This is a genomic window from Haemophilus haemolyticus (assembly GCF_001008275.1).
In the GTDB taxonomy this organism is placed as follows: domain Bacteria; phylum Pseudomonadota; class Gammaproteobacteria; order Enterobacterales; family Pasteurellaceae; genus Haemophilus; species Haemophilus haemolyticus_P.
This window is the reverse complement of sequence record NZ_LCTH01000027.1, coordinates 1-19,435: the sequence shown is the minus strand read 5'-3', so window position 1 is coordinate 19,435 and position 19,435 is coordinate 1. Positions and strand designations below refer to the sequence as shown.

The following is a 19,435-nucleotide window of genomic DNA, read 5'->3' as shown; positions in this document are numbered from 1 at the left end:
TAGAGATCCATAAATTTACTATAATTCATTCAACTACTACATAATACCGATAAATTTCAACCGCACTTTTCTCATTTTTACAAGTAAAAAATTTGATTTTTTTGCTATTCGAAAAAACCATTTATTTTTAAATAAGTTACCTATTGTCAATAATTCAATCAAAAAATTTATTGCTTGATCTCAAGCAATAAACACATTACCTTGTGCTAGATTTTATTACAAACACTATATCTTGTGTTTAACATTGCTATAATAACAAGGGTCGTACAATGAATAAAAGCTTAATGGTAACCAAGCGTGATGGCACGCAGGAACAAATCAATCTTGATAAAATCCACCGTGTTATTACATGGGCAGCAGAAGGTCTAGACAATGTATCTGTTTCCCAAGTTGAGCTTCGCTCACACATTCAATTTTATGAAGGCATTCGTACTTCAGACATTCACGAAACAATTATCAAAGCAGCTGCGGACTTAATCAGCAAAGATTCTCCGGATTATCAATACCTTGCTGCGCGCCTTGCGGTGTTCCATTTGCGTAAAAAGGCTTACGGTCATTTCGATCCGCCGCGTTTATACGATCATGTGAAAAAACTCGTGCGCATAGGCAAATATGATCATGCGTTATTGGATGATTATACCCGTGAAGAATGGGACACAATGGACGGATTCATCGACCATTGGCGTGATATGACGTTCTCTTATGCTGCCGTAAAACAATTAGAAGGTAAGTATTTAGTTCAAAACCGTGTGACGGGAGAAATCTACGAATCAGCACAATTCCTCTATTTACTCGTTGCCGCTAGTTTATTTTCTAAATATCCAAAAGAAACGCGTTTGGATTATGTAAAACGTTTCTACGATGCAACATCTACCTTCAAAATTTCCTTACCAACACCAATTATGGCGGGAGTGCGCACACCTACTCGTCAGTTCAGCTCTTGCGTATTAATTGAATGTGATGATAGCTTAGATTCAATCAATGCAACGGCATCAGCTATTGTGAAATATGTTTCACAACGCGCGGGGATTGGCATTAATGCAGGTGCAATTCGTGCACTAGGCAGTGAGATTCGTGGCGGTGAAGCATTCCATACGGGTTGTATTCCATTCTATAAATATTTCCAAACTGCGGTGAAATCTTGCTCACAAGGTGGCGTTCGTGGCGGCGCAGCGACACTTTATTACCCTATTTGGCACTTAGAAGCGGAAAGCTTGCTTGTATTAAAAAATAACCGTGGTGTAGAAGACAACCGTGTTCGTCATATGGATTATGGCGTCCAGTTAAACAAATTAATGTATCAACGCCTAATTAAAGGTGGTGAGATTACTTTATTTAGTCCATCTGATGTACCTGGGCTTTATGAGGCATTCTTTGCGGATCAAGATAAATTTGAAGAACTCTACGTAAAATACGAACAAGATCCAACTATCCGTAAACGCACCGTTAAAGCTGTTGAGATTTTCTCTTTATTAATGCAAGAACGTGCATCAACAGGTCGTATCTATATTCAAAACGTAGACCACTGTAATACTCACTCTCCGTTTGATCCACAAGTCGCACCAGTTCGCCAATCTAACTTATGTTTAGAAATCGCGTTACCAACGAAACCACTTCAGCACATTAATGATGAAAATGGAGAAATCGCACTTTGTACACTTTCCGCATTTAACTTAGGTAAGATTGAAAGCTTAGATGAATTAGAAGAACTTGCCGATCTTGCTGTGCGTTCACTTGATGCATTATTAGATTATCAAGATTACCCTGTTGTGGCGGCAAAACGTAGTTCACTTGCTCGTCGTGCATTAGGTATCGGTGTCATTAACTATGCTTATTACCTTGCGAAAAATGGTGTACGTTATTCTGATGGTTCAGCGAACGATTTAACTCACCGCACGTTTGAAGCGATTCAATACTATCTATTGAAAGCTTCCATGAACTTAGCAAAAGAATTAGGTGCATGCGAATACTTCAATGAAACCAATTACGCGAAAGGTATTTTACCAATCGATACGTATAAGAAAGATATCGATAGCTTAACGCAAGAACCATTGCATTATGATTGGGAAACGTTACGTCAAGAAATCAAAGAGTTTGGTTTACGTAACTCGACCTTAACCGCATTAATGCCGTCAGAAACCTCTTCACAGATTTCTAACGCAACAAATGGTATCGAGCCGCCACGTGGTCATGTAAGTATTAAAGCATCAAAAGATGGTATCTTAAGACAAGTTGTACCGGATTATGAAAACTTAAGTGATAACTACGAGTTACTTTGGGATATTCCAAGTAATGATGGTTACTTACACTTAGTGGGCATCATGCAAAAATTCGTAGACCAAGCGATCTCTGCAAACACCAACTACGATCCAAAACGTTTTGAAGACGGTAAAGTACCAATGAAAGTGTTGTTAAAAGATCTTTTAACCGCTTACAAATACGGCTTAAAAACTCTTTACTATCAAAACACCCGTGATGGTGCGGAAGACAGCCAAGAAGATTTAGATGATGGCTGTGCAGGCGGCGCTTGTAAGATTTAAAGGAATTATATGACTCTGTTGCAAGAAATTATTAATGGCTGTGTAAATCACAGCCTTTCATTAAATGAAACTTTAATGAAATGCAAAATTCTTGCTTATCGCTTAAAAAATGAAGAGCTAAAAAATTGGGTCAATAGAGAAATAAATGGATATGACAATAAAGATAGTTTCCCTTCTTATCGTATAATTCCAGCACATTCAAAAGGCGACTTTCAATTTTCAGCCCATTTAGTTAAAAACTTGAATATACCTTCTACTGCGATAAGAGAAGAGTTTAGAGAATATGTAGACATATGCTACATGTCTAGAGGAGTCTCGACTTTAGAGCATTTACTTAATAATTCAACTTCAGATATGTTAATGGCTGATTGGGATCATAATTTGGTTGTTCTAGAGGGACGTAAAATTTATAAAGATGCTACTTGTTTATATGCATGGCAAGAAATCTCTTTATCTGCAATTACTGAAATATTAGAAAAAGTACGAAGTATAATTCTTGATTTCTGCTTAAAAATAGAACAAGAATATCCAAACATAGGAGAGCATCCCATGATAAATACTCCAGATATAAAGAAAGTTGAGCAAATTGTTCAAAATACCTTTAATTTCTATGGAGGAACGCAAAATGTTGCCACAAATAGCAAGGAATTTTCTCAAGATATTCAACTAAATAGCAATGAATTGTTCAATAATATAGAGAATGCTATCAATTCAATATCTAGTATTGATGAAACGTTGAAATCTGAATTGCTAAAATTATTACTTCAGATGAAAGATAGTAATAATAAACAGACATTTAGCGAAAAATATAAAAATTTTATTGAGTTAATTAGTAATCATGCGAATATACTCACTACTCTAGCACCATTTATACCTGCTTTAACAAACTTACTGGGACATTAATCATGGCATACACTACTTTCTCACAAAACAAAAATGACCAACTCAAAGAACCGATGTTCTTCGGTCAAAACGTAAACGTTGCGCGTTACGATCAACAAAAATATGAGACTTTTGAAAAGCTCATTGAAAAACAACTTTCTTTCTTCTGGCGACCTGAAGAAGTGGACGTGTCGCAAGACCGTATCGACTACGCGGCGTTACCTGAACATGAAAAACACATTTTCATCAGCAACTTAAAATATCAAACGTTGCTCGATTCTATTCAAGGTCGTAGTCCAAACGTGGCGTTACTTCCACTTGTTTCTATCCCTGAATTAGAAACCTGGATCGAGACTTGGACCTTCTCTGAAACCATCCACTCTCGTTCTTACACGCACATTATTCGTAATATCGTGAACGATCCGTCTATCGTGTTTGACGACATCGTAACTAACGAAGAAATCATCAAACGTGCACGCGATATTTCTTCTTACTACGACGATTTAATCCGCGACAGCCAACTTTACAGCCTATACGGCGAAGGCACTTACACCGTGGATGGAAAAGAATGTGTGGTGACATTACGAAACTTGAAAAAACAACTTTACCTTTGCTTAATGAGCGTGAACGCGCTTGAAGCGATTCGTTTCTATGTATCCTTTGCTTGCTCATTTGCCTTTGCAGAACGTCAATTAATGGAAGGTAATGCGAAAATCATTAAATTTATTGCACGTGATGAAGCATTACATTTAACTGGTACGCAGCACATTTTAAATATTATGGCTGTAGGTCAAGACGACCCAGAAATGGCAGAGATTGCAGAAGAATGTAAACAAGAAGCCTATGATTTATTCTTAGCCGCTGCGGAACAAGAAAAAGACTGGGCTGATTACTTGTTCAAAGACGGTTCTATGATCGGTTTGAACAAAGACATTTTGGTGCAATACGTGGAATACATCACCAATATCCGTATGCAAGCAGTTGGTCTTCCATTGCCATTTGGTGCTCGTTCTAACCCAATTCCATGGATTAACGCATGGCTTGTTTCTGACAATGTACAAGTGGCACCACAAGAAGTGGAAGTAAGTTCTTACCTTGTAGGTCAAATTGACTCAAAAGTTGATACGAATGATTTTGGGGATTTCGATCTATAATTAAAAACACATAAGAAAATAACCGCACTTTGGAATATTCTTTTTAAATATTTAAAGTGCGGTTAATTTTTTGTTCATTTTAAAAGGCTTTCTAACACAGAAAACCTTTTATTTCTTAGATTTCCAATAATAATCTTGTTGGGTCTTCCAATAATTCTTTAATCGTTACCAAGAAACCAACAGATTCACGGCCATCAATTAAACGATGATCGTAAGATAAGGCAAGATACATCATCGGACGAATCACAACTTGACCATTAAGCGCAATCGGGCGTTCTTTAATTGCGTGCATCCCTAAAATCGCACTTTGTGGTGGATTGATAATTGGGGTGGACATAAGGGAGCCGAACACACCGCCATTTGTAATGGTAAAATTGCCGCCAGTGAGATCTTCTACTGTCAATTTTCCATCACGACCTTTTTCAGCTAATGCTTTAATTTGTTTTTCGATCTCTGCCATACTGAGCTTATCGCAATCGCGAAGCACTGGTGTGACTAATCCACGAGGAGTAGAAACCGCAATACTAATATCAAAATAGTTATGGTAAACAACATCATCCCCATCAATAGAAGCATTCACTTCAGGATAACGTTTTAATGCTTCCACAACCGCTTTAATATAAAAAGACATAAAGCCTAAACGGACACCATGCTGTTTTTCAAATTTTTCGCCGTAGGTTTTACGCAAAGTCATTATCGGCTGCATATCCACTTCATTGAAAGTAGTAAGCATTGCTGTACTATTTTTGGCTTCAAGTAAACGTTCAGCAATACGTTTACGCAAACGGGTCATTGGCACACGTTTTTCAGAACGTGCGCTATAAGCTACTGTACTAATTGTATTTTGCTCAGTGGCCGCTTCTTGTTTCGCTTGCAGCGCTTGTCGTTTTGCGATTTCACGTTCAATATCTTCACGCGTTAAACGACCACCAACACCCGAACCTTGAATTTGCTCTGCTTGTAAATCATGTTCTGCTAATAAACGACGAATCGCAGGACCCTGATCCGCATTGTGATTATGACTATTTTCAATCGCTGCATTTTGGCGATCAGAAGGTGTAGGTTCATTCGTTGCTTTTAACGTCGCAGAACTAACATCCCCTTCTTGAGCCGTAGAAATTTTTCCTAGCAACTGTTTACTCACCACAGTTTCACCCTCAGCTTGAACAACTTCTGCCAGTACGCCATCAGAAAGTGCGGGCACTTCTAGCACGACTTTATCTGTTTCAATTTCTACAATAACTTCATCACGTTTAACGGTATCACCTACTTTTTTATGCCAAGTCGCAACGGTTGCATCCGCAACTGATTCAGGTAGGTCTGGAACAAGAATTTCAATGGTCATTTTATTTTTCCTTATCTCTTAAAGTGCAACTTATTGCACTGAATTACTCTTTTACTTTTTATCCATGATGCAACAAGTACACCCGTAAATTTATAAAAGTATCTTAATTTTTAACCGCACTTTATAGGGTTAACGCATCTTCCACTAACTGTTTTTGCTGTTTAGTGTGAAGCGACATATAACCCACAGCAGGCGAAGCTGAAGCTGGACGCCCTGCATATTTGAGTTTAACGGATTCTGGAATTGCTGATTCAAAATTATGTTTGCTGCAATACCAAGCCCCTTGGTTAAGTGGTTCTTCTTGGCACCATACATAATCCGTGACATGTGCATAAGGCTCAAGCACTTTCTTCACATCCTCATGCGGGAACGGATAAAGTTGCTCAATGCGGATAATCGCTACATCTTTCTGATTATTCGCACGACGTTGTTCAAGTAAATCGTAATAAACTTTACCTGAACACATTACCACATGTTTTACATCTTTAGGATCAAGCTCGTCAATTTCTCCAATTACCGTTTGAAAGGCTCCATTAATCAACTCATCTAAACTGGATACAGCTAATGGGTGACGTAGCAAAGATTTTGGAGAAATAGCAATTAATGGACGACGCATCTTACGCAACGATTGACGACGAAGCATGTGATACACCTGTGCTGGCGTTGATGGCACGCAGACTTGCATATTTTGTTCAGCACAAAGTTGCAAATAACGTTCAAGACGAGCAGAAGAATGTTCTGGACCTTGTCCCTCATAGCCATGAGGCAATAACATAACTAAACCACACATTCTGCCCCATTTTTGTTCGCCGGAGCTAATAAATTGGTCGATAACAATTTGTGCACCATTAGCAAAATCGCCAAATTGCGCTTCCCAAATGGTTAAAGTTTTAGGATCCGTTGTTGCATAGCCATATTCAAAAGCAAGAACAGATTCTTCAGATAGTACCGAATCCCATACTTCAAAACGACCTTGATTAGCATGCAAATGTGTTAATGGTACATACCCCGTACCATCATTTTGATTATGCACAACGGCATGACGATGGAAAAAGGTTCCCCGCCCCGCATCTTCACCTGATAAACGAACATTAACACCTTCATCAAGTAAAGTGGCATAAGCCATGGTTTCAGCCATGCCCCAGTCGAGCAATTTTTCGCCTTGATACATTGCTTTACGATCATTATAGATTTTTTCTACACGAGGATGAGCACGTAAACTTTCTGGATATTCACACACACGTTTAGCAAGCGTTAAAAAACGTTCCTGTGAAAACTTGCTTTCATACGGCGCAGTCCAATCATAGTTGAGATATTGCAACCAATCCATTTTTGCCGTATCCATTTCTCGCCATTCTGATACGACTCGATCACCATTATCTAGTGCATCGCGATAATCATTCGCCATCTCGGTGACTTGTTCTTCAGTCATCACGCCTTCTGCAACTAAGCGATCTGCATAAACTTTACGAGGGGTAGGATGTTTTTTGATGATGCTATACATCATTGGCTGAGTAGCTAATGGTTCATCAGCTTCGTTATGACCATGGCGGCGATAAGAAATCAAATCAATAAAAATATCTCGTTTAAATAAATTACGATATTCCACCGCCATACGAGCAGCAAAAGCAACCGCTTCAGGATCATCACCATTAACATGAATAATCGGCGCTTGAATCATTTTTGCAATATCGGTGCAATACTCTGTAGAACGCGTGTCATTCGGGTTAGATGTCGTAAAACCAATTTGGTTATTAATCACAATACGAATGGTACCGCCCACACTGTAACCACGGGCATTTGACATATTCAATGTTTCTTGAACAACGCCCTGCCCTGCCACGGCGGAATCGCCATGTACTGTAATCGCTAAAACTTGGCTACGCGTTGTATCATTAATACGAGTCTGTCTTGAACGCACAGAGCCCACCACTACTGGGCTTACAATTTCCAAATGAGATGGATTAAATGCCAAAGTTAAGTGAACTCGCTTATCATCCACTGCAAAATCAGAGGAAAAACCTTGATGATATTTCACATCCCCTGTACGTTCACTCGAATGTTTACCCGCAAATTCATCAAATAAATCCTCAGGCTTTTTACCTAATACATTCACGAGCATATTCAGACGCCCACGGTGTGCCATTCCCATTACCACATCATTTACTCCTTTGCGACTAGCATGACGGATAATTTCTTTCATCAATGGAATAAACGCATCACTTCCTTCTAAAGAAAAACGTTTCGCCCCTGGGAATTTTGCCCCTAGATAGCGCTCTAAACCATCTGCGGCGGTAAGTTCACGAAGAAAATTAACACGTTCTTCAGATGTAAAAAGCGGTTTATCTAACACACTTTCCATTTTGCTCTGAAGCCAAGTTTTCTGTGCCATATCTTGCACATGCATAAACTCTAAGCCAATTGAGCCACAATATGTCTCTTTCAACATTTGAGCTAACTCACCAAACTTAATGGTATCGCGTTTGTAAACGTAATGATTAATATTGAAGGTTTCGTTGAGATCTTGTTCAGTAAAACCGTGATGACGATAATCTAATTCAGGGACGGAAGATACTTTCCAACGATAATAATTGAGGGGATCGAGATTAGCCTCTAAATGGCCACGAAAACGATAGGCATTGATAAATTGTAGAACTTTCACCAATTTTGCACCAGCAGCAGGATCTATCACTGTCACCGCTTCATTATGATTTTCTCGTGCTAAGCGACGAAAATAATCTCGCACTGGTGTATGGGGCTGTTCAAGTGCGGTCATTTTTGGTAAAGAATCAAAAGTGGCTCGCCAGCTTTCCTCCACAGACTGCGGATCATTCAAATAGCTTTCATAAAGTTCTTCTATATAAGATTGATTTGCACCGCCTAACGCTGTACTGGCTAACCAATCATCAAATGCCTTGTTTTGCTGCATAATTACCTCTTTATTATGATTATTTGGAACGATATTTTTCGCTCCATTTTTTATGCATTATACATAGGATTTAAAAGGAAATAAGCCTCTTATCAAAAATTGTTACAGATTTGTGATCTGACTCAAACTCTTTCCTTTTTCAGATAAAAAGAGCCAATAAAAAATCAGCTCTTTTAGAAAATAAGAATAAAATTCACCGCTCTTTTAACGATTTAAAAATGGGTTTGTCTGTTTTTCTCGAACAATAGTTGTATAAGGCCCATGCCCAGCAATAATAATAAGATCATCATTCAACGGTAATAGTTTTGTTCGAATTGAAGAAATCAATGTTTCATAGTCACTACGAGGGAAATCGGTACGACCAATTCCGCCTTGAAATAATACATCGCCTGTAAATGCCACCTTTTTCTCATGTTCAATAAAACCAATATGCCCTGGTGTATGTCCTGGTAAATGTAAAATCTCGAAATTAAAGCCATCTAATTTTAAGATTTCGCCTTCTTGATTAAACCAACGATCAGGTAAAAAGGCTTCAATATTTGGAAAACCAAAACGTTGCGCTTGTTCTGGTAAACTCTCAAATAAAAATTTATCTTCTTCATGAGAGCCCCAAATTTCAACCCCAAAATGTTGTTTTAATTGCATGGCTGCGCCAACATGATCTAAATGACCATGGGTAAGCAAAATCACTTTGAGATTTAAATCCAGTTCTTCAATACGTTGAATTAGGCGTTCGGCTTCGCCACCTGGGTCAATAATTGCTGCATTTTTGTCGTCATCCCAAATCAAAGAACAGTTTTGTTGAAATGCGGTGACTGGGATAATTTCGATATTCATGTTTGCTCCTTATAATCGATAAAATTGTTGAGTATTCAAAAGCATTTGCTCTTGAACATAATGTAATGGCAAAGATCTTAATTCAGCTACTTTCTTCACTACTGCGAATAATTGCTCGGAAGTTACCGCACTTTCCAATCCTTCGTGTGGCCAAGGGCTATCCGTTTCAATCATCAAACGGTTCAACGATAAATGTTGAGCAACATATTGCGTTTTAGGATTCCATAAAATATCAGGCGTTAGGCTCGCAAAATATGGTGTAGATAAAAATTTCTGAAAAGATTTTTCATCTGTCTTAAACCAATGAAAATGGGCACGTTGAATATTATGTTTCTGTAATAATTCAAGGGCAATATCCACATCATTATGCACAATATGTAAATTTAACGGCAAATCCCATTTTTTCGCTATCAGAATAAATCGTTCCAGTAATTCAATGTAAGGTGTGTAATCCAAATTTAAATTTTCACGTTTAGAATAATATGGCAACCCCACCTCGCCAATCGCAGAAATCGATGAATGATGTTCATCAATCCATTGAAATAATTCTTCTCGCTCTTCTAAATTTAGCAAGGGCTGTTCAGGGTGAAAACCAGCTGCAATATAAACTTTCTCGGGATAAGCCTGTTTTAAATTCAATAGTTTTTTAGCACTTTTTAGATTCGTACTTACTGCAAGCATACCTGTAATCTTCGAATCACCAAGTGTTTTCTGAATATTCTCATCAGAGAGTTGATCTAAATGAAGATGACTGTCAAATAGCATAGTATTTTCCAATGAAAAACCGCACAAAAGTGCGGTCAATTTTAAATTTATTTTATACCCCTTTCCAGGTTCTAACAGGGCCTGTATCCACATGAATAAAATTACTTGTTGGATAATAACCGACACCACCATTTCGAAGACTTTCTGCGGAAGATTTCACTTTAATCAAAGGTACACCCGCAATACGGAAATCAATAGCCTTTCCTTTAATATGATAACTATTACTTGCTACGCCTTTACTTTGACGATGGCGCATTGCATTTGTTGCAGCGGAACGATACCCACAAATAATTTCAATTTCAGCATTGCGTAGTCCCAAATTGCTTTGAATGTTATAAAACTTGTGAAATAAATTTGGATCCATTCTATGAACTTGGCTTGTTCGTTTATCGCGCATAAAATGGTCTAATTTTTTTAATGTGGCACTTGCGAAACCTTTTTGTGCAGAAAACTCAGCACTTAATCGCTCTCCCGTATTAATGTTACGGAACATCAAAATACGAGGCTTAGGTGTTGAAACCATTGCTAATACAGAATTTGGTAAAACTGATGCGCCTAAAACAATGCCACCGAGCGACAGCCATTTACGTTTCTGTTTATCAACTTTGTGCATCATCTCTCCTTTCTATTTTTTAATGGATTATTAGAGATATTTTTTAACGACATTCCAGTTAATTCCACTGAAATTCATCAATCCATCATATTTATAAATATCTGGCAATGCCTGAATATTTCCATTCTCAACCCAAGATGTCACATAGTATATAAACACTGGGTTTTCCGAACGAATTGGGGCAGAAACCGTTTTTTTACTCTCTAAAACATTCTTTTTACGTTCATCAGACCACCCTGCTTCTTTCAATAAAATACTAGCAAGTTGATCGGATTTTTCAACACGTACGCAACCAGAACTTAATGCGCGATCTTTACGGCTAAACAACCCATGATTCGGCGTGTCATGTAAATAAATAGCATCTGAGCTTGGCATATTAAATTTATAATTACCTAATGCACTATCACCCGCTGCTTGTCGAACTCGATAAGGGAATTTATTACCAATAGATGCCCAATCAATAGAAGCTGGATCAACAACATTTCCCTGACTATCTAAAATTGAATAATTATGTTCTGCAATATAATTTGGATCCGCTTTCATTTTTGGCAATAAATCTTCATTAATCAACCGAGTTGGTGCATTCCAAGGTGGATTAACAACAACATTACTCAATTTGCTATACATCACTGGCGTACGTCGTTCATCCTTACCAACAATAACACGAGACTCCAAAATTAAATTACCATCACGATAATACTGCAATTTATAACTTGGAATATTTACAAAGATGCCATTATGAAAATCAGGGATTACTCGCAAACGCTGTGCATTAATTGCAAGTTTCTGCCCAACCTCTGATAAGCCTGATGCAGATACCATTGATGACAGAGCTTTAACAGTTTGATGATATAAGTGATTATCACCCGATAAACTTTGTACAAAACTTAAAAGTTGGCCATTTTCTACCGCACTTAACCAACGTTGAATATGCTCATCTGCAGGTTGTTGAACTTGATAAGCGCTAGATGAATAAAGCCAGCGTTGAGCTTGCGCGCCCACATTTTGAGTATAATACAAATAATCTAGCAATATATCGCTCAATAAAACATCATAAGCTAACCCGTCTTGTTGTTCGATCAATTCAAAGGACTCTAAGGATTTTGCTGAACGTTTAGAAATACCACTAGCCACCATTGCTGCGTAATCCTGTAATAATTGGCGAGCCGCAGCATTATCTTTCCATAATGGTGTATATTTACGTTCTGCATATAAACGAGCTAACAAAGGCTTAAACTGTAAAGCATGCTCGCCTATTTCATGGGTGAGAGACATCTCTAAAATCGATTGCTTTTCCTGTGATAAGCGCGCTTGATCTAATTTAATTTCTTCTTCGAGCTTTTGTTTTTCTTCCGGAGATAAATGCGAAACATCAATTCCATGAATTTGCGCAGATTTCCCATTGTTTGCAAAATCTGCTAAAGCGCATCCTGATGTCATCATTGACAATGACAACACAAATACTGAGAGCTTTGCAGTGCTTTTAAACATAGCCATTCCTTAAACATTTCCTAAAAACAACCGCACTTTATCTAAGTTCTAAAACAAAGTGCGGTTAAAATAATTTTATTTTTTCTCTTCTACTTTTTCTGTTGGTTTCTGAGCTTCTTTACCAACATCTTGCGCACTTGAATTCAACATGACAAAATCCGCAGCCATTTTTTCTGCTTCTTTTAAGAAGAAATCTGGCGCTTCATAATCTTTCGGTAAATCATCAATATCATTTAATGCTTTTTTACCTTCGCGTTTAAAACGATCATTAATATCTTTTAAGCGTCTTGCATCATCCTTATCATTTTCAGCTTTACGCGTTTGATAATTCAACGATAAGAATTTGCGATCACGGCGCTCATTACGGATTTTTAAATCTTCATTCAATGCAACAAATTCAGGATCTTTAGCAATACGCTCAAGATGTTTTTTATTTAATACATCAACGTCTTTGCGCGCATTACCAACTTCTTTATAAGTTGCGGATGGAATTTTATCCCACGGCAATGCATTATCTTCTTTATCTTCACCGTACTCTTTCGCATCGATAATTTCAGGGAAATTAATATCTGCCGCCACACCTTTTAACTGAGTTGACCCACCATTAATTCGATAGAATTTTTGGATGGTATATTGCAATAAACCTAACGGCGTCTGATCCAAATCATACACAAAATTTAAAGGACGACTTTGCTGAACGGTACCTTTACCATAAGTATTTTGCCCAATAACAATACCGCGATTGTAATCCTGCATTGCCGCTGCAAAAATTTCTGATGCAGAAGCGCTGTAACGGTTAATCATGACCAACAAAGGGCCTTTATATTGTTGCTCGGCATCATCGTCTTCATGTACACGAATTCGTTGGTAAGCATCACGTACTTGCACAACAGGACCATTAGTAATAAATAAACCACTTAAAGCAACCGCTTCTGTTAATGCGCCACCACCATTCTCACGCAAATCAATAATTAACGCATCGGCTTTTTGTTTCTCTGCTTTAACCAATAATTTTTTAACATCGTCAGTTAAACCAATATAGAAACTTGGCACTTTGATTACCGCAATATTTTTACCATCTGCTTTATCCATGGTTAATTTTGCAGCTTGATCTTCAATACGCACTTTATCGCGCACTAAAGTAATAATACGGGATTTTCCACCTTTAGACGGCTCAATTTCTAACCGCACTTTTGTGCCTTTTTTACCTTTGATTTTCTCAACGATATCTTCTAAACGCCAGCCAACGATATCTTCAATCTCGCCAGTAGCTTGTCCCACACCGATAATTTTATCTCCGGGATGTAATCTTTTACTTTTCTCCGCTGGTGCGCCAGGAACAAGTGATTTAATGCTTGTTTCATCATCTTCTGATTGTAACGTTGCTCCAATCCCCTCAAGCGAAAGATTCATGCTTTCATTAAAACTTTTCGCGGTTCTTGGTGCAAGATAGCTTGTATGAGGATCAATTTCGCGAGCAAATGCATTCAAATAAGTTTGAAGAATATCATCTGCCTTCGTTTGAGTTAAACGGCGAATTGCCAAATTATAACGTTTGGTGAGTTTTGTTTTAATTTCTGACCATTTTTTATCTTTTAATTTAAGATTGATAATGTCATTTTTTACTCGTTCTTCCCAAAGTTTATTGGCTTCCTCTTCGTTTTTCGGAAATGTCGCTTTTTCACGATCAATTTCAATTTGATCCTGTCCATTCAAATTAGGCTCTTTATCTAATAAAGACAACGCATAAGCATAACGTTCATAACGACGCTTCATCATTACACCATAAATATCAAAAGCAGCAGAAAGATCACCTTGATTTAACTGGTCATCTAACTTAGCGCCATATTTTTGACGAAGTTCATCTACATCAGATTGCAAAAAGGTGTTATGGCTAAAATCAATATTTTTAATATAACGATCAAAAATCTTTTCAGAAAAAGCATCATCCAATGAGATCTTTCGATAATGCGATTGGGTTAATCGAGTCGTTGCACGCTTAGTCGCCAACTGATTCGCTTCGCTTGCTGCTGGAATAGTAATATCGCTCAGTTTTAATTTAGGCTGCACAGCAAAAGCAGGCACAGAGCCGATTAACAATGCCGATAACAATGCGCTAGTAATCACATTTTTTGAAATATTAGATCTCATAACCTTTCCCGAGTAGAATTAAATCATTATGCAAATAAACGATCTGCAGCTACGCTCATAACCAAACCGTTTTCAAGCTCAACACGTGCTGAATCTTTTAGCACTTCCACTACTGTTGCTTTTTTCGCATGATCACCAGCTTTCACTTTCACCACAGAACCAACAGAAATTTGTGAAAAATCAACCGCACTTAATGATGGCTTATTGAAATGTTTAGCATTTTTATTTGCAGGTTTACGTGGGCGTTGTTTTTGTTGTGCTTTTTTCGCGGCGGCCTCTGCTTTACGTTTTTCAGCAACACGCGCTTTTGCATCTGCAAGCTGTTGAGCTGCGTGGGCTACATGTTCTGCTTCTAACACGCCGGCTGGATTACCTTGTAAATCTACGCGCACTGCACCTTCGCGACAACCATGTAAATAACGCCAATTTGATGTGTATTGACGAAGAGCCTGACGCAACTGAGTTTTGCTTACACGCTCATCATCTTGTAATGCATCCGCTAAATCTTGGAACAGACCAATTTTTAATGGTTTTGCTTCGCCTTCTAAAATAAAGCAAAGTGGGAATTTTTCAGCCAAATACGCAATAATATCTTTTGTATTGGTTAATTTTTGTGAATTTACTTGCGCATCAGTGGTCTGAACGCCAGATTGAGAATCAGTCATGTTAGTTATCCTAGGGTAAATATAAACCGACTTAGTTTATCGCACTTTTTACAAAATTTACAATTAATCAAAACATTGTGAATAAATTTTACACAAAAATAGTCAAGATCACTTCCCATATATACTTAAACAAGGCTAAAATGCCCCGTTTTTAACAACCGAATAAAAGATAATCTTTCGTGCAAGAATCAAACCTCACACAAAAATCATTTCAAATTATAAAATGCGAAGAATGTGATGCTAGCGTAGAAACACCTTTAATATTAAATAAAGATGAACAAGCTGAATGTCCACGTTGCCATCATCATTTAGCGACAGGTGGGCGTTGGTCTGTTCATCGTTGCGCTATGGTTGCTTTATCGATCCTTATTTTGATGCCATTTGCCTTGAGTTATCCCCTATTAAGTCTTCATTTATTAGGTGTCAAAATTGACGCATCTATTTGGGAAGGTATTTGGAAAATGTCAGTGGCAGGCTATGAATACACTGCCTTTATGGTGTTTATTTGTGCCGTTGTCATGCCAATTACATTTGCAATTTTAGTCATCATGCTCTGGATTGCAAAAATTTTGCATATAAAACCACGTAGTATTTTACTTTTTTTAGGTTACATAAAACCCTGGGTGATGTTTGATGTATATTTAGTCGCACTAGGTGTAACAATGTTCAAAGTACGTGAATATGCAACACTGGAAATTAATGTTTATTTAATTCCTTTTATTTTCACCGCACTTTTAACAACTTTACTTTTTATCAAATTAAACCTTAAAGCATTATGGAAAGAGTTTTATCCCGAAAATGAACCCGCTTATGATGCAAATAACATAGAATTATGTGATGCTTGTAACTATACATTTTCAAAAAATGGTATTCATTACGATAAAAAGAACAACCCACGATGTCCGCGCTGTTTATCGCCTGTTCATATTTCAGATAATATTAAGTTACAACGCACTTGGGCAAGTTTAATTGCAGGGATTATTATGCTCTTCCCAGCAAATTTATTACCCATATCAGGCATTTATTTAACAGGTTCGCTCTCTGAAGATACATTAATATCTGGTGTAATTTCTTTTGTTAACATGGGCAGTTATTTTGTTGCTTTCGTGGTATTCTTTGCGAGTATTTTTGTTCCAATCAGTAAAGCTGCAATTTTACTTTATTTACTAAGTTGTGTTCATTTTAAATGGAGACATTCTATAAAATGGCAAATACGTTTATTGCATATTGTACATTTTGTTGGGCGCTGGTCGATGCTCGATTTATTTGTATTAGCCTTAATGATGTCACTAGTAACACGCGGTGAAATTATTAATTTTACCGTTGGTCCCGGCGCATTTTACTTCGGTGCTGCCGTATTTTGCAGCATGATTTCAACCTCACAATTTGATAGTCGATTAATTTGGAAAATTTATGACAGAGAAAAATAGTTCTTCAATGAAAGATCAACATACAGAAATGACAGCGGCAGTACAAAAAACTCGTCGTATTTCTCCATTTTGGTTACTTCCCTTTATTGCATTATGTATTGGGGCAATTTTATTCTTCCAAATTGTTAAGGAACGTGGCACAAGCATCACGATTACCTTTACCAATGGCTCTGGTATCGTTGCGGATAAAACACAAGTTCGCTACCAAGGGTTGCAAATTGGTGTGGTGAAAAAAGTAAATTTCACAGACAACATGCAAAAAGTGGAAGTTGTTGCCAATATCAATCCTGAAGCGTCAAGTATTTTGCGTGAAAATACAAAATTCTGGCTTGTTCAACCAAATGTTTCACTTGCAGGAATTTCAGGTTTAGATTCTCTCGTATCAGGCAATTACATCACTCTTCAACCGGGTGATGGTGATCGCGAAGATGAATTTATTGCGGAAGAACAAGGCCCCATTGCCCAAGTTTCGCCTGGAGATTTATTGATTCACTTAATTTCTGATGACTTAGGCTCAATTTCCATCGGTGCATCCGTCTATTTTAAAAAACTACCTGTAGGAAAAATTTACGATTACCGCATTAATAAAGACAATAAAGTACAAATAGATGTGGTGATTGATAAAGCCTATGCACAATTTGTGAAAAAAGATTCACGTTTTTGGAACATAAGCGGCATTAACGCCAACATTAGCCCGTCAGGTTTAAATCTAAATGTAGAAAGTTTAAATGCGGTTGTACAAGGTGCTGTTTCTTTTGACTCTCCAGCTGACAGCCCAAAAGCAGATGAAAATAGTCATTTCACACTCTATACCAATTTAAAAGCCGCAAAACGTGGAATTGAAGTCAACGTAAATATCCCCGCATCTGCTGGTCTCATTGCAGGACAGACCGAAGTTTATTCTCAAGATAATCCTATCGGGATTCTTTCTAAAATAAGTGCGGTTGAAAATAACGATGAAATTTTAGAAGGCAGTTTATTAATCGATCCAAACCAAGCCTCTTTATTTAAAGCGAATAGCAAAATCGTACTTCGCAATAAAAAAACAGATCTTGGTAATTTAGCAGATCCCAAAAAATTCTTTCGTGGCGAATATTTTGATGTCATTGCTGGAGATGGTGAAACTAAGCATCAATTTGATGTCATTAAAGAAAATGAGTTATTACTCAATGCACCTAATACATTAGTTTTAACACTCACCGCACCAGAAAATTATGGTGTAAGTGAAGGTCAAAATGTGTTTTATAACAACATGCCAATCGGACAAATTGTTTCACAAAAAGTGGATATAAATGGCGTACAATTTAAGGCAGCAATTGCATCTGAATATCGCAATTTAATTCACGAAAACACACAATTTGTCGCAGCAACCAACTTTGATATCAGCGTTGGACTAGACGGATTGCGTTTTGAGTCTGCGACACCGGAAAAATGGTTACAAGGTGGCGTACGAGTACTAACGAAACAAGGTCAGGGAAAAGCTAAAGATAGCTATCCGCTTTATCAAAATATTAGCAATGCTGAACATGGCATCATAGGAAATATTCTTACTCCAACGATAACCTTACAAACCCAAACGTTACCAAGCATTGATAAAGGCTCTCTCGTACTATATCGTCAATTTGAAGTGGGAAAAATTTTAAATATTAAACCTAAAATTAATAGCTTTGATGTAGAAGTTTATATTTACCCTGCCTATCAACATTTGTTGACAGATAAAAGCCGCTTTTGGGTAGAAAGTGCGGCGAAAATTGATATCACACCTAAAGGAATTAGCATTCAAGCGACGCCACTTGCGCGTTCCTTAAAAGGTGCGATTAGCTTTGATAATAGTGGTTCGGGCAATAATCGAACACTTTATGCAAATGAAAGTTATGCAAAATCCATCGGACTTGCAATCACCTTAACGGCAGATGATGCAACCAATCTGAGCAAAGGAATGAGTCTACGCTATTTGGGTTTAGACGTAGGGCAAATTGACAGTATTCAGCTTGATGCCAAATCTAAACGCATCACTGCAAAAGCGTTAATAAATCCTAATTATATGAATATGATTGCAAAAGAAGGTTCTAACTTTACGATTATCTCACCACAAATTTCAGCAGGTGGAATAGATAACCTTGATAGCTTATTACAGCCTTATATCGATATTGAAATTGGGAATGGTAAACCAAAAACACAGTTCAATTTAGCTCAAACAGCTCTACAACGTAATAAATTTAGTAATGGTACGCCATTTATTTTAGAAACACGTGATGCAATGAATTTAAGTGAAGGTTCACCAATTCTTTATCGAGGCGTAGAAGTGGGTACAGTGAAAAAATTTGAGCTTAACAGCCTGGGTGATCGCGTCTTAGTGCATATTGCAATTATGCCGAAATATAGTCATCTTGTTCGACAAAATACAGAATTTTGGATTGCATCAGGCTATGATTTTACCTTAGGCTGGAAAGGGGCGACATTTAATACAGGAAGTGTTCAACAGTTGCTAAAAGGTGGTATTTCTTTCTCCACACCAGCAGAAAAAGAAATTCAACCACAGGCGCAACCAAACAAACGTTTCTTACTTCAGATAAAACGCCCTGAAGAAGTGCAAACTTGGGGAAGTGGCGCATTACCACAATAAATAAAAA

The 19,435-nt window shown here is 37.5% G+C and carries 13 protein-coding genes; 5 read left to right on the top strand and 8 right to left on the bottom strand.

What is annotated here, in order from left to right; translation table 11 throughout:
• The first annotated feature begins 269 nt into the window (after positions 1–269).
• From nrdA to nrdB, 3 genes are read left to right on the top strand one after another with little or no spacing between them, the layout of a single operon-like run.
• Positions 270–2,540 (top strand): class 1a ribonucleoside-diphosphate reductase subunit alpha, encoded by a 2,271-nt coding sequence (nrdA, locus tag AAX15_RS03815; RefSeq protein WP_046939208.1) that lies wholly within the window; start codon positions 270–272, stop codon positions 2,538–2,540.
• A 9-nt stretch (positions 2,541–2,549) separates the two neighbouring features.
• Positions 2,550–3,443: an AbiTii domain-containing protein gene (locus tag AAX15_RS03810; protein ID WP_046939207.1), complete on the top strand. Its 894-nt coding sequence runs from the start codon at positions 2,550–2,552 to the stop codon at positions 3,441–3,443.
• A gap of 2 nt (positions 3,444–3,445) precedes the next feature.
• Positions 3,446–4,576: a class Ia ribonucleoside-diphosphate reductase subunit beta gene (gene nrdB, locus AAX15_RS03805; RefSeq protein WP_046939206.1), complete on the top strand. Its 1,131-nt coding sequence runs from the start codon at positions 3,446–3,448 to the stop codon at positions 4,574–4,576.
• 115 nt (positions 4,577–4,691) lie between these two features.
• Here nrdB and odhB read toward each other — a convergent pair whose 3' ends face one another.
• From odhB to proQ, 8 genes are all read right to left on the bottom strand, one after another.
• Positions 4,692–5,921 (bottom strand): 2-oxoglutarate dehydrogenase complex dihydrolipoyllysine-residue succinyltransferase, encoded by a 1,230-nt coding sequence (gene odhB, locus AAX15_RS03800; RefSeq protein ID WP_046939205.1) that lies wholly within the window; start codon positions 5,919–5,921, stop codon positions 4,692–4,694.
• 121 nt (positions 5,922–6,042) lie between these two features.
• Positions 6,043–8,850: a 2-oxoglutarate dehydrogenase E1 component gene (gene sucA, locus AAX15_RS03795; protein WP_046939204.1), complete on the bottom strand. Its 2,808-nt coding sequence runs from the start codon at positions 8,848–8,850 to the stop codon at positions 6,043–6,045.
• Positions 8,851–9,054: 204 nt separating this feature from the next.
• Positions 9,055–9,687: an MBL fold metallo-hydrolase gene (locus tag AAX15_RS03790; RefSeq protein ID WP_046939203.1), complete on the bottom strand. Its 633-nt coding sequence runs from the start codon at positions 9,685–9,687 to the stop codon at positions 9,055–9,057.
• Between the two features lie 9 nt (positions 9,688–9,696).
• Positions 9,697–10,452: a TatD family hydrolase gene (locus AAX15_RS03785; protein WP_046939202.1), complete on the bottom strand. Its 756-nt coding sequence runs from the start codon at positions 10,450–10,452 to the stop codon at positions 9,697–9,699.
• A gap of 52 nt (positions 10,453–10,504) precedes the next feature.
• Positions 10,505–11,065 carry a YcbK family protein gene (locus tag AAX15_RS03780; RefSeq protein WP_046939201.1) on the bottom strand — a complete coding sequence of 187 codons (561 nt, stop codon included), beginning with the start codon at positions 11,063–11,065 and terminating at the stop codon, positions 10,505–10,507.
• Positions 11,066–11,095: 30 nt separating this feature from the next.
• A complete protein-coding gene (locus AAX15_RS03775) occupies positions 11,096–12,556 on the bottom strand; it encodes a L,D-transpeptidase family protein (RefSeq protein ID WP_461649577.1) in 1,461 nt (486 codons plus the stop codon).
• A gap of 75 nt (positions 12,557–12,631) precedes the next feature.
• Entirely contained in the window at positions 12,632–14,707 is a 2,076-nt protein-coding gene (gene prc / locus AAX15_RS03770) for a carboxy terminal-processing peptidase (RefSeq protein WP_046939199.1), read from the bottom strand.
• Positions 14,708–14,733: 26 nt separating this feature from the next.
• Entirely contained in the window at positions 14,734–15,372 is a 639-nt protein-coding gene (gene proQ, locus AAX15_RS03765) for an RNA chaperone ProQ (protein ID WP_046939198.1), read from the bottom strand.
• A 179-nt stretch (positions 15,373–15,551) separates the two neighbouring features.
• Here proQ and AAX15_RS03760 point away from each other — a divergent pair, with 179 nt between their 5' ends.
• A complete protein-coding gene (locus AAX15_RS03760) occupies positions 15,552–16,802 on the top strand; it encodes a PqiA/YebS family transporter subunit (protein WP_046939197.1) in 1,251 nt (416 codons plus the stop codon).
• Positions 16,786–19,428, top strand: coding sequence for a PqiB family protein (locus AAX15_RS03755; RefSeq protein WP_046939196.1), 2,643 nt, complete (start codon positions 16,786–16,788; stop codon positions 19,426–19,428). The genes AAX15_RS03760 and AAX15_RS03755 overlap by 17 nt, the downstream gene beginning before the upstream one ends.
• Positions 19,429–19,435 lie beyond the last annotated feature (7 nt).